Genomic DNA, 12430 nt, shown 5'->3' on the forward strand with positions numbered 1-12430 from the left:
TTCAAAGGCCCGGCCCTGCTGGCGATGGCGCTAAAACGGTTCATCCTTGTGACCCAGACCCGCGGTCTTGACCAGCGGTCTGGCACACCCTTCCCGCCCGAGGAAATGCTCCATGAATCAGCCCGGCTCCAGTCGTGTCACCCGCGAACGACACGGTCATGTCCTGATGATCGGCCTGGATCGAGTGGCCAAGCGCAACGCCTTCGACCTCGATCTGCTCAACGCACTGAGTTTGGCCTACGGCGAGTTCGAGGCCGACAGCGATGCGCGCGTGGCGGTGGTGTTCGCTCACGGTGAGCATTTCACTGCCGGGCTCGACCTGATCAATGCCAGCGCTGCCCTGGCCGAAGGCTGGCAAGCACCGCCCGGCGGTTGCGATCCGTGGGGCGTGTTTGCCGGCCCCCGGGTGAGCAAACCGGTGATTGTCGCCGCGCAAGGCTACTGCCTGACCATCGGCATCGAGCTGATGCTGGCCGCCGACATCAACCTCTGCGCGAGCAACACCCGTTTTGCGCAGAAGGAAGTGCAGCGCGGGATCTTCCCCTTCGGTGGCGCCACGTTGCGCCTGCATCAAGTCGCCGGCTGGGGCAATGCCATGCGCTGGCTGCTGACTGGCGATGAATTCGATGCGCATGACGCGTTGCACCTGGGGTTGGTGCAGGAAGTCATGGCCAGCGAGGATCTGCTGCCGCGTGCCATTGAATTGGCTGAGCGGATAGCCCGGCAGGCGCCGCTGGGGGTTCAGGCGACGTTGATGTCTGCGCGGCAGGCGCGTTATGAAGGGGAAACGGCGGCAGCGAAGGGATTGCCGCCGTTGGTGAAGAAGTTGCTAGCGAGTGAGGATGCCCGGGAAGGTGTGCGGTCGATGGTCGAGAAGCGGCCGGGCATCTTCAAAGGCTGCTAACAAGCCGGCTGTTGTGGCGAGGGAGCTTGCTCCCGCTGGGCAGCGAAGCGGCCCCAAAAATCTTCGCGATCAATGCTGATTTTGTGAGCGCTGCGCACTCAAGCGGGAGCAAGCTCCCTCGCCACAGGGCCTCATCGCCTCATGTTGCCGGGCGAATCGCCTTGATCAACGACTGCAACGAATACCCCAACCGCGGCGCCAGCCCCTCGGCCCGGGCAAGCAGTCCATCCATGTCCAGTTCCTGATCCAGTTCCGAAGGCACGATCAGAATCACGTTGCCCTCCTTCACCGGCAGCTCCCAGTAATGCCGGTGATAGAGCCCGCGCAACAATGCAGCGCCCAAGGGCTTGCCGTCGTCGGTGGCCCATTGATTGATCACCAGCCAGCCGCCCGGATTCAAGCGTTTCTGACAGTTTTCCAGAAAGCTCCAGGCCAGATGCCCGACACCCGGACCGACATCGGTATAAAGGTCGACGAAGATCAGGTCCGCCGGTTCAGCGGTATCGAGCAATTCCAGCGCATCGCCGACGCGGATGTACAACCGCGGATCGTCATCCAGGCCAAGATACTCAATGGCCAGACGCGGTACGTCGGGGCGCAACTCGATGGCTTCGACATCTTCAAGCGGCAGAAACTTGAGGCACGCCTGGGTCAGCGTGCCGGCGCCGAGACCAAGAAACAGCGCGCTTTCCGGCTGTTCGTGGCACAGCGCGCCAATCAGCATCGCCCGGGTGTAATCGTACTCGAGCCAGCTCGGGTCAGCCGTGAACACGCAGCTCTGCTCAATGGCATCACCGAACTCGAGAAAACGGTAATCGGCCACTTCCAGCACGCGAATCACGCCGAACTCATCCTGTACCTCGGCGAGCAGATGCTCGACGCGCTCCTCAGTCATTTCGTCTCCTGATCGTCACCTGGCCCGGCAACGCGATAAACCGCAACATGAAGCGGCAAAGGCGCGATTGTCCGCGAAGCAAGCGGAACAGGTCACGCACTAATTTGCTGATAACATGAACGCCCGAGCGTAAAACAACCGAGACCGTGATGAGCCAACCCTGGAGCCCTGACAGCTGGCGTGCCCTGCCGATCCAGCAACAACCCCACTACCCCGACGCGGCGCACTTGCTGCAGGTCGAGCAAACCCTGGCGAGCTATCCGCCGCTGGTGTTTGCCGGTGAGGCCCGGGAGTTGCGCCGTCAGTTTGCCCAGGTCACCCAGGGCCGCGCGTTTCTGTTGCAAGGAGGCGACTGCGCCGAAAGCTTCGCCGAGTTCTCGGCCGCGAAAATTCGCGACACCTTTAAAGTCTTGCTGCAGATGGCGATCGTCATGACCTTCGCCGCGGGTTGCCCGGTGGTCAAGGTCGGGCGCATGGCCGGCCAGTTCGCCAAACCCCGCTCGGCCAACGACGAGACCATCGACGGCGTGACCCTGCCCGCCTACCGTGGCGACATCGTCAACGGCATTGGTTTCGACGAAAAAAGCCGCGTGCCGGACCCGGAGCGCCTGCTGCAGTCCTATCACCAGTCCACCGCCACCCTGAACCTGCTGCGCGCTTTCGCCCAGGGCGGTTTCGCCGACCTGCATCAAGTGCACAAATGGAACCTGGATTTCATCGCCAACTCCGCACTGGCCGAGAAATACAGCCATTTGGCCGATCGCATCGATGAAACCCTGGCCTTCATGCGCGCTTGCGGCATGGACAGTTCGCCACAACTGCGCGAAACCAGTTTCTTCACGGCCCACGAAGCGCTGCTGCTGAATTACGAAGAAGCCTTCGTGCGCCGCGACAGCCTGACCAACGATTACTACGATTGCTCGGCGCACATGCTGTGGATCGGCGACCGCACCCGTCAGCTCGACGGCGCCCACGTCGAATTCCTGCGCGGCGTGAACAATCCGATCGGGGTCAAGGTCGGCCCGAGCATGAACCCCGAAGACTTGATTCGCCTGATTGACGTGCTTAACCCGGACAACGATCCGGGCCGCTTGAACCTGATCGCACGCATGGGCGCGAACAAGGTTGGCGATCACTTGCCAGCGTTGATCCGCGCGGTGCAGCGTGAAGGCAAGCAGGTGCTCTGGAGCTCGGACCCGATGCACGGCAACACCATCAAGGCCAGCAGCGGCTACAAGACCCGCGACTTCGCGCAGATCCTCGGTGAAGTGAAGCAGTTCTTCCAGGTTCACGAAGCGGAAGGCAGCTACGCCGGCGGTATCCACATCGAGATGACCGGGCAGAACGTGACCGAGTGCATTGGTGGCGCGCGGCCGATTACTGAAGACGGGTTGTCGGACCGTTACCACACCCATTGCGATCCGCGGATGAATGCCGATCAGTCACTGGAATTGGCGTTCCTGATTGCCGAGACGCTGAAGCAGGTTCGACGCTAAACCGCGTCGCCCCCATCGCGAGCATGCTCGCTCCCACAGGATTCGCGCCGTACACATAATTCATGATCGGCGCGGTCACTGTGGGAGCGGGCTTGCCCGCGAAAGCGTCAGGTCAGTCACCACCAATCTGTGCCAACGCTACCCGCAACCGCGCCGCACTCACCCGCGGGCAATTGAGCTGAACCTGCGCAAGCCCCAGCCAATTGGCCATCTGCTGTAGATTGAGCGCCAACGCCAGCATCCCCGCCTCGTCCAGCCCTGGCTCCTCTTCATGCACGGCATGCACCGCCAGCCGGCCCAACGCTCGTTCGGCACGCAGATCAACCCGCGCGGCAATCCGTTCATTGTGCAAAAACGGCAGTACGTAATAGCCGTAGACCCGTTTGTCCTGCGGCGTGTAAATCTCCAGTCGATAACGGAAATCGAACAATCGCTCGGTGCGGCTGCGCTCCCAGATCAACGAGTCGAAAGGTGATAGCAAGGCACTGGACTCGACCTTGCGCGGCACTTTCGGCTCGGGCAAGCAGTAGGCCGGTTGACGCCAGCCCTGAACCTCGCAGGCCAGCAATTCACCCGCTTCCACCAATTCCGCCAGACGCGGCCGGCTGTCTGCCGGGTTCAGGCGAAAATAATCGCGCAGGTCCTTTTCCGTGCCAACCCCCAGTGCCGTCGCGGCATGCAGCAACAGCCCCCGCTGAGCCTCGGCTTCACTGAGCAACGGCTGTTGCAGAACCGCCGAAGGAATCACCCGCTCCGGCAGGTCATACAGCCGCTCGAATCCACGGCGGCCGGCAACCGTGACTTCACCAGCGGCGAACAACCATTCCAGCGCATGCTTTTCAGCGCTCCAGTCCCACCAGGGCCCAGCCCGCTCCTGACGGGTCGACAAGCTTCCGGCCCCCAGTGCGCCGATTTCCTGAACCGAGGCCAGCACCCGGCGAATCGTGTCCTGCTGCTCGCGACCGAAACGTGCCAGTTGCTGATAGATGTCTTCGCCGCGCGTCGCACGCCGCATGCGCCAACGCATCAAGGGGTACATCGACATAGGCAGCAACGAAGCTTCATGGCCCCAATATTCGAACAACGTGCGACGTCGGCCCTGACTCCAGGCAGCCTGATCGAGCAAATCGGGGGAGTAATTTCCGAGGCGGGAAAACAAGGGAAGGTAGTGCGAACGCACCAACGCATTGACCGAATCGATCTGCAGAATGCCCAGCCGTTCAATCAGCCGGTTGAGCTGAACCGATTTGATCGCCGCTGGCGGTTGCCGCCCGTTGAACCCTTGGGCGGCCAGCGCCAGACGTCGAGCCTGTTTGTTGGAAAAGGACAGCGTTGCGGGCATGAATACCTCCGTGTCTGCTCGCAACCTACCTCACCAGAGAGGGGTTTGTGTAGCGATCGCCTCATCATTTATGCATCGGATCGTCCCAGAACGGCCTGACCGACTCATGCTCTACATCCGCACGACTGACGCCAATATCTTTCAGTGCTTCGTCGCTCAAGCTTGCCAGCAGTTCACGTTCACGGTGAAGTTCGTACCAGCGACTAAACTTGTGCAGCAGATCGGATACCGCGTGGATTGAGAATTTTTCTTCCGTTACATGCTCGTTATGACCTTTCATCTTGCTGCCCTCCTTTAGGGATGGCTCAAGTCTCGCCTCAGCGCTAAGATCAATCCAACGAATGTTTCTGATGGTAACCATCTCGGAGATTGATGGATGTCGGCGTACCCAAGTATCGATACTGACGTGCTGCGCACCTTTGTCGCCATTGCCGACCAGGGGGGGTTTACCCGTGCCGGTGAAATGGTCAACCGCACGCAGTCAGCGGTGAGCATGCAGATGAAGCGTCTGGAAGAAGACGTGTTGCAGCGCCAGCTGTTCGAACGTGATGGACGCCAGGTCAAGCTGACCGCCGAGGGCCAGGTATTGCTGGGTTACGCGCGGCGCATCCTCAAACTCCACAGCGAAGTCTTCAATACCCTGCGCGAACCGCACATGGTCGGCACCGTGCGCATCGGCACGCCCGACGATTACGTCATGCGTTTCCTGCCGGGGATCCTGTCGCGCTTCGCCAAGATTTACCCGCTGATCCAGATCGAGGTTCACTGCGAATCAACCAAACAACTGTTGCAACGCCAGGACCTGGACTTGTCGATCGTCACCCGCGAGCCCGGTACTGAAATCGGCCAGTTGCTGCGCAAGGAGCGTTTCGTCTGGGCCGAAGCACAATGCTTCAACGCCCACGAGCAGACGCCGTTGCCCTTGGCGATGTTCAACAGTGATTGTTTCTGCCGGCTGTGGGCGTGCAATGCGCTGGACGCCATGGGTCGCGACTACCGCATTGCCTACAATAGTTCGAGCCTGTCGGCGTTGATGGCTGTGGTCAGTGCGGGCCTCGCGGTGACCGCGCAACTGGAAAGCCTGATCACACCGGACATGCGCATCCTGGGAGAAGCCGAAGACCTGCCGCTGTTGCCGGAAGCCTGCATCATGCTGGTGCGCAACCTGCACAACCCGTCACCGATCACCGAGTGCCTGGCCGAGCACATCGTCGAAGGCTTCAAACTTTAAACGCGAGCATCACCGCACACAGCACCAGGAAACCGCAGAACAGCCCGCGCAATAGCCGCTCCGGCATGGCGTGGGCGATCTTCACGCCCCAGCTGATGCTCATCAACCCGCCGACGGCCAACGGCAAACCGATCATCCAGTCCACTTGATGATGCACCGCGTACGTCACCAGTGTGACGCCGGTGCTGGGCAGCGCCAGGGCCAGCGACAAGCCTTGAGCCACCACCTGGGTGGTGCCGAACAGGCTGGTCAACACCGGCGTCGCCACCACCGCCCCGCCCACTCCGAACAATCCGCCCATGGTGCCGGATGCCGCACCAAGCACGCCCAACCATGGCCAGGAATAACGCATCTGGGCAGACGCCGGTGCGTTAGCGGTAAACATGCGCACCAGGTTATAGGCCGACAGGGCAATCAGGAACGCGACAAAGCCTACGCGCATGGTTTGCGCGTCAATGCCCACCGCCCAGATCGACCCGATCCAGGCGAAGCAAAAGCCCATCGTCGCCAATGGCAGCGCGTGGCGCATTTCGATGCGGTTGCGCTGGTGATAGCGCCACAGCGCCAGCATCACGTTGGGCACTACCATAACCAGCGCCGTGCCTTGGGCAATTTGCTGATCGAGACCGAACAGCACGCCCAGCAATGGAATTGCGATCAAGCCACCGCCAATGCCGAATAGCCCGCCGAGGGTTCCCAGGGCTGCGCCGAAGGCCAGATACATCACGAACTCAATCACAGGCGATTTTCCTTTTGTCAGGGCATTCATCCTACGCAGTCGACGCTGGCAGGGAAACGCACAGCAACGCACAATGGCTGTGCCAACTTTGCATAAGCGCTGATACACCATGAACCCGAATCAATTGACCGAACAGCTTGGCCTTTTCCTTGATGTGCTGGAAACCGGGAGCTTTTCCGCGGCCTCCCGCCGACATCCGCTGACGCCTTCGGCGGTGGCGCGGCGTATCGACAGCCTGGAAAACGCAGTCGGCAGCCAGCTGTTCATTCGCAGCACCCACGCGGTGCGCGCCACTCCTGCAGGCCTGGCGTTCGCCGAACGGGCGCGACGGATTGTGGCGGAATTGCGCCTGGCCCGCGCCGAAGCCGTATCACTGAGCAGCGCGCCCGAAGGCTTGATCCGGATTGATGCGCCAGCGGCGTTCGGCCGACGGCACCTGGCGCCAGTGATTGCCGACTTTCTGATGCTGTACCCCGGCCTCGACGTGCAATTGCATTTGATCGACAGTTTTGTAGACATGCAGGGGCTGAACCTGGGCAAGGTGGACCTGGTGCTGCGCGCCGGGCAAATGGCCGACACCCGGCTGGTGGCCACGCCGCTGGCAAGTATGGTGCGCATTGCCTGCGCCAGCCCCGAGTACCTGAAACGTCGCGGCGTCCCGACCGAGCCGACGCAGTTGATCGATCATGACGGCCTCGACTGGGACGGCCTGGCCCCACCCTTCGCTTGGCGTTTCGAACGCGACGGGCACCTGCACCTGCATCGCCCGGCGCGCATCCGCATGAGTGCCAACAATGCCGAGGCACTGGTTTGCGGTGCATTGGCCGGACTGGGCATCGCGCATTTGCCGTCCTGGCTGGCCAGCGAATACCTGTTGCGCGGCGAGTTAATGCCGCTGTTTTGTGAAAACGGCCTGCCCCCCGCGGAATCCACCGGCATCTATGCGTTGCGACTGTCGCAACAACCCAATTCGCGCAGCCGCCTGCTTCTGGAATACCTGAAAACCCGCTTCAGCCCGATTCCACCGTGGGACCTGGCACTGCAAAACACCCTGGACCGGCACTAGTCTAGAATTGTCTGGTGCATTAAAGATTCGTCCGCTAGATTCATGACGATCACTGATCAAGGCTTTGAAATGACCACCGAACGCAACACCCCGGATAACTGCGACCCGCTGCTGCTGGATAACCAGGCTTGCTTCGCCCTGCATTCCACCTCGCTGCTGATGACCAAGGTGTACAAGCCGCTGTTGCAAGCGCTGGGCCTGACCTATCCGCAGTATCTGGCGATGATGGTGTTATGGGAGCGGGACGGGTTGACCGTAGGCGAAATCAGCACGCGATTGCTGACAGACCCGGGCTCACTGACCCCCTTGCTCAAACGCCTGGAAGTCGAGGGATTGCTCAGTCGCACCCGCAGCCGTGAGGATGAACGGGTGGTAATCGTCGAGCTGACCGAACAGGGCCGTGCGTTGCGCGACAAGGCACGCAGCATTCCCCAGTGCATCCTCGGTGCAAGCGGAATGACGCTTGAGAGACTGCAAAAACTTCAAGCGGAGCTACAAGAGCTGCGTAGCAATCTGCAAGACAGTCTCTAATCTAAAAATTCATGTACATCCCTGTGGGAGCGGGCTTGCTCGCGGTGTGTCAGTCGACAAAAATGTTGCCTGATACGCCGCCTTCGCGAGCAAGCCCGCTCCCACATTTGCTATGCGGTGTCCCTGCCGACTCGTTACATCCCTGAAAAAAATTCGCTGAAAAACCCTTCCGCAACCGCTCTAACTCAACACATCCAATCCGCGCCCTCCTCTAACCCAAAACTTTTTAAAAATTTTATCTTGCGCGCAAGATATTGGCGCGATACATTCACTTCGCACTTACTTAGCGCGCAAACATTTATCGCAAATAACTAAAATCCGAACGAGGCTCACACCATGCAAACTCTCTACACCGCAATCGCAACCTCCACTGGCGGCCGTGACGGTCGTGCGGTTTCCAGTGACAACATCCTCGACGTCAAACTCGCTACCCCGAAAGAACTCGGTGGTGCCGGCGGCGCAGCGACCAACCCTGAGCAACTGTTTGCAGCCGGCTACTCCGCCTGCTTCATCGGCGCGCTGAAATTCGTCGCCAGCCAGACCAAACGCAGCATCCCGAACGACTCCTCGATCACCGCCCATGTCGGCATCGGCCAGATCCCTGGCGGCTTCGGCCTGGACATCGACCTGCACATCAGCCTGCCGGGTCTTGAACAAGCCGACGCGCAAAGCCTGGTCGAGGCTGCCCACCAAGTCTGCCCGTACTCGAACGCAACCCGTGGCAACGTCGATGTGCGCCTGCACGTGACCGTCTAACCGCCGACTACCAGGCCCGAACAGGAAATGAACATGAACACTTTCAGCAAAGTCTTGACCGGCACCCTTCTCGCTATGTCCATCAGCAACGCATTCGCGGGCGATGGGGTTGAACACAACACCCAGGCGTTCCTCGATGTCCTGAATGCCGGCACCGGCAAACCGATGGAACAACTCACCCCCAAAGAAGCCCGCGCGGTGCTGGTGGGTGCGCAAGCCTCGGTGAAACTGACATTGCCAAAAGCCGATGTCAGCGAGAAGACCATTCAAGTCGACGGCCAACCGCTCAGCCTGACCATCGTCCGGCCGGCCGGAGTCAAGGGCGAGCTGCCGGTGTTCATGTTCTTCCACGGCGGTGGCTGGGTGCTGGGGGATTTCCCGACCCACGAACGTCTGGTTCGCGACCTGGTGACGGGGTCGGGTGCAGCGGCGGTGTTCGTCAATTACACCCCGTCACCGGAAGCGCATTATCCGGTGGCGATCAACCAGGCTTACGCCGCGACCAAATGGGTGGCCGAGCACGGTAAAGAGATCAACGTCGACGGCAAGCGCCTGGCCGTGGCCGGCAACAGTGTCGGTGGCAACATGGCGGCCGTGGTTGCACTGATGGCCAAAGACAAGGGCACACCGGCGATCAAGTTCCAGGTGCTGCTGTGGCCGGTGACCGATGCCAGCTTCGAAACCGCGTCCTACAACCAGTTTGCCGAGGGGCACTTCCTCACCAAAAACATGATGAAGTGGTTCTGGGACAACTACACCACCGACGCCAAACAACGTAACGAAATCTATGCCTCGCCGCTGCGGGCGACCACTGCGCAACTAAAAGGCCTGCCACCTGCCCTGGTGCAAACAGCCGGTGCCGACGTTTTGCGCGATGAAGGTGAAGCCTATGCCCGCAAACTGGACGAGGCTGGTGTACCGGTTACCGCAGTTCGTTACAACGGGATGATTCACGACTACGGTTTGCTCAACGTGGTGAGCCAGGTTCCGGCGGTGCGCTCGGCGATGCTGCAAGCCTCTGAAGAGCTCAAGCAACACCTGAAATAACACTGCCCCCTGTAGGCGCGAGGCTTGCCCGCACCTACAGGGGCAGTGTGTTTCATACAGGCACAAAAAAGCCCGACTCAATGGTCGGGCTTTTTCATTCCTGAAGCGGTGCTTATTTAGCACGGCCTTTGTAGGAACCGCCTTCGCGGGTATCGATCTCGATCATGTCGCCGATTTCGATGAAGTCAGCAACCGACAGCTCGGTACCGTTCTTCAGTTTGGCAGGCTTCATCACCTTGCCGGAAGTGTCGCCGCGAGCGGAACCTTCGGTGTAGTCAACCTGACGCACGATGGTGGTCGGCAGCTCTACGGAAACCAGGCGTTCTTCGAAGAAGATCGCTTCGCAAACATCGGTCATGCCTTCTTCAACGAAAGGCAGAACGGCTTCGATGTCTTCAGCGTTCAGCTCGTACATGGTGTAGTCGGTGGTGTCCATGAACGTGTAGGTGTCGCCGCTGATGAAGGACAGGGTCGCTTCTTTGCGGTCGAGGATTACGTCGTCCAGTTTGTCGTCGGCGCTGTAAACGATCTCGGTCTTGTAACCGGTCAGCAGGTTTTTCAGCTTGGTCTTCATGATCGCGCTGTTACGACCCGACTTGGTGAATTCAGCTTTCTGAACCAGCCAAGGATCGTTTTCGAGACGGATCACGGTACCGGGTTTCAGTTCTTTACCAGTTTTCATTGCGAATATCCGAATTTGGATGGGATTTACAAAAATCTAGGCCGCGTATCATATCCAATTTAGGTAAAACTGTACCAGCGCTGCGGCAAGATCGGCCTGCAAGGCCTGTTCCAGACACCACGCCTCGGCGTGTTTTTGCAGCTCCGGCCAGTGTTTACGGGTGGTCAGCCAGTGGTCGGACATATCAAGGCCTGCATTCCACGCACGCCAAAGACCGCTGATCGCCTCGCGGGCAGGCTCGGACAGGCCTTGGGTGTACAGCGTGAGGAAGGCGTCGAGCTTGTCCAAGTGGATGTCTTCGTCCTGCTGATAGATGTGCCAGAGCAGCGGCCGCCCTGCCCATTGCGCGCGGACAAAGGAATCTTCGCCACGCACGGCGTTGAAATCGCAACACCAGAGCAAGTGATCGTATTGATCCTGTCGGACGAACGGCAAGACTTGCACGGTTAACTCTCCGCGCACATGCAACGCGCCGGCAACCAGCTGATCGACACCAAGCCAGCGTTCTACATCCCCTAGAATCCGGCCTTCGGGCACCAGCAGATGCGTGGGGATTGAATCAGCGGCCATCGTGTCCAGCCAACTGGCCAATCCGCTATTTTCATACGCGAACAGTGAGATCAGATGGGCGTTCGGTGCGCGATCAATCCCCAAGCCCTTCAGGAATGCTCGCTCTGCCTCGGGGTTTTGCTGAAACTGCCTGCGCCGTTCAAGCAGACCGCTTTCACGCAGCAAGCCGCCCGTGCCTTTTTGGAACCCCGGAAAGAAGAAGTACTTCTGCACATTCTTGTACTTCACAGACGGCAAACCGTGACAACCGACCACCCAGTCTTCGGCGCTCAGATAGTCGAGGTTCATCCACAGCGGCGGCTTTTCCCGCGAAGCCATGGCGTCCATGTAAGGACTCGGCAACTGGCAGGCGAACGCGGCGATCACCACATCAGCGGCTTCGGCGGGTTGCCATTCGGTGGGCCACTGGCGTACCTCGACACCCTGATGCCATTGCTGCGAAGCGTGTATGTCGATTTCAGGACAGATGCGTTCGAAGGCCCGCAGGTCATCGACCCACAAGCGCACCGCCACGGCCTGTTCGGCCACCAGCTGTCGGGCCAGGCGCCAGGTCACGCCGATGTCGCCAAAGTTGTCGACCACGGTGCAAAAAACATCCCAGCGCCAGCGGTTTTTCACTTGAGGCATTTCAGGCATTCCAGGCTCCCGTTGGCAAAGGCGCCGATTGTCCGCATAAATTACCTCGCGCAGAAGAGCCGACGACGATTAATCTTCGTGCGACAATCGCCATTCGCCCGCGACCACCCGCCAGGAGGCAGCCATGCCCTACCGTCCCGCCCCACGCCGCCCGTTGCCGATTCAGCTCAATGCGCTGCAATTGACCGGCAGCATTGCCCTCGGTCTGTGGCTTGGATTTCTCGCAATCGCGCTGACCTGCTGGCTCGCCTCGCGCCTGCTGTTCAGCGAGCAACTCGCGCCAGTCGCCGCCGCTGTAGAGCAACTGGCCAAGCCGCCAGTGGTGGTGCAACCGGTGCCGGACATCCCGGCGCAAAGCCCGCTGTTCGAACAGTATGAAGAGAACCTGCGCAAGAACGAACAGCAGCAACGAATGGATCAGGCCCGCAGCACCCGCCGCAACCTGTCCAATCCGAAATGCCAGTTCTGGCTGCAACAGGACCAGACCGCGCCGAGCGAAAAAAGCCGCGCCAACGTCCTGCAATTCTGCGACTGA

The 12430-nt window shown here is 60.1% G+C and carries 14 protein-coding genes; 8 read left to right on the plus strand and 6 right to left on the minus strand.

Going from position 1 to position 12430, the window contains the following annotated elements:
- Positions 1–112: 112 nt before the first annotated feature.
- Positions 113–904: a crotonase/enoyl-CoA hydratase family protein gene (locus ACA075_RS21260; protein ID WP_497295167.1), complete on the plus strand. Its 792-nt coding sequence runs from the start codon at positions 113–115 to the stop codon at positions 902–904.
- A gap of 139 nt (positions 905–1043) precedes the next feature.
- Here ACA075_RS21260 and ACA075_RS21265 read toward each other — a convergent pair whose 3' ends face one another.
- Entirely contained in the window at positions 1044–1799 is a 756-nt protein-coding gene (locus ACA075_RS21265) for a spermidine synthase (protein WP_027925725.1), read from the minus strand.
- Between the two features lie 149 nt (positions 1800–1948).
- On the opposite strand from ACA075_RS21265, the gene ACA075_RS21270 reads away from it, so the two are divergent.
- Complete coding sequence (locus ACA075_RS21270; RefSeq protein WP_109633622.1) at positions 1949–3295, plus strand: class II 3-deoxy-7-phosphoheptulonate synthase; 1347 nt, start codon at positions 1949–1951, stop codon at positions 3293–3295.
- Between the two features lie 112 nt (positions 3296–3407).
- On the opposite strand, the gene ACA075_RS21275 is transcribed toward ACA075_RS21270, so the two are convergent.
- Positions 3408–4637 (minus strand): winged helix-turn-helix domain-containing protein, encoded by a 1230-nt coding sequence (locus ACA075_RS21275; protein WP_497295169.1) that lies wholly within the window; start codon positions 4635–4637, stop codon positions 3408–3410.
- A 64-nt stretch (positions 4638–4701) separates the two neighbouring features.
- Positions 4702–4917, minus strand: a complete 216-nt coding sequence (locus tag ACA075_RS21280) for a DUF1127 domain-containing protein (protein WP_010461302.1) — start codon at positions 4915–4917, stop codon at positions 4702–4704.
- Between the two features lie 96 nt (positions 4918–5013).
- Here ACA075_RS21280 and ACA075_RS21285 point away from each other — a divergent pair, with 96 nt between their 5' ends.
- On the plus strand, positions 5014–5868 hold the full coding sequence (locus ACA075_RS21285; RefSeq protein ID WP_497295171.1) for a LysR family transcriptional regulator: 855 nt from the start codon (positions 5014–5016) through the stop codon (positions 5866–5868).
- Here the strand turns inward: ACA075_RS21285 and ACA075_RS21290 are convergent.
- The gene (locus ACA075_RS21290) at positions 5858–6592 is read right to left on the minus strand and encodes a sulfite exporter TauE/SafE family protein (protein WP_497299307.1); all 735 of its coding nucleotides are present in this window, start codon (positions 6590–6592) and stop codon (positions 5858–5860) included. The two genes, ACA075_RS21285 and ACA075_RS21290, sit on opposite strands and share 11 nt — an antisense overlap.
- 124 nt (positions 6593–6716) lie before the next feature.
- Here ACA075_RS21290 and ACA075_RS21295 point away from each other — a divergent pair, with 124 nt between their 5' ends.
- The 4 genes from ACA075_RS21295 (at position 6717) to ACA075_RS21310 (ending at position 10007) form a co-directional block, all read left to right on the plus strand.
- Complete coding sequence (locus tag ACA075_RS21295) at positions 6717–7673, plus strand: LysR family transcriptional regulator (RefSeq protein ID WP_497295173.1); 957 nt, start codon at positions 6717–6719, stop codon at positions 7671–7673.
- A gap of 69 nt (positions 7674–7742) precedes the next feature.
- Positions 7743–8204, plus strand: coding sequence for a MarR family winged helix-turn-helix transcriptional regulator (locus ACA075_RS21300; protein WP_497299308.1), 462 nt, complete (start codon positions 7743–7745; stop codon positions 8202–8204).
- 336 nt (positions 8205–8540) lie between these two features.
- Positions 8541–8960 (plus strand): organic hydroperoxide resistance protein, encoded by a 420-nt coding sequence (locus ACA075_RS21305; RefSeq protein ID WP_497295174.1) that lies wholly within the window; start codon positions 8541–8543, stop codon positions 8958–8960.
- Between the two features lie 33 nt (positions 8961–8993).
- Positions 8994–10007: an alpha/beta hydrolase gene (locus ACA075_RS21310; protein WP_497295176.1), complete on the plus strand. Its 1014-nt coding sequence runs from the start codon at positions 8994–8996 to the stop codon at positions 10005–10007.
- Positions 10008–10119: 112 nt separating this feature from the next.
- On the opposite strand, the gene ACA075_RS21315 is transcribed toward ACA075_RS21310, so the two are convergent.
- Together ACA075_RS21315 and earP are read right to left on the minus strand one after the other, a co-directional pair.
- Positions 10120–10689 (minus strand): elongation factor P, encoded by a 570-nt coding sequence (locus ACA075_RS21315; RefSeq protein ID WP_007943632.1) that lies wholly within the window; start codon positions 10687–10689, stop codon positions 10120–10122.
- Positions 10690–10737: 48 nt separating this feature from the next.
- The gene (gene earP, locus ACA075_RS21320) at positions 10738–11895 is read right to left on the minus strand and encodes an elongation factor P maturation arginine rhamnosyltransferase EarP (protein WP_497295178.1); all 1158 of its coding nucleotides are present in this window, start codon (positions 11893–11895) and stop codon (positions 10738–10740) included.
- A 124-nt stretch (positions 11896–12019) separates the two neighbouring features.
- On the opposite strand from earP, the gene ACA075_RS21325 reads away from it, so the two are divergent.
- Positions 12020–12430, plus strand: coding sequence for a hypothetical protein (locus ACA075_RS21325; protein ID WP_497295180.1), 411 nt, complete (start codon positions 12020–12022; stop codon positions 12428–12430).

Source organism: Pseudomonas sp. LBUM1663, assembly GCF_059695905.1.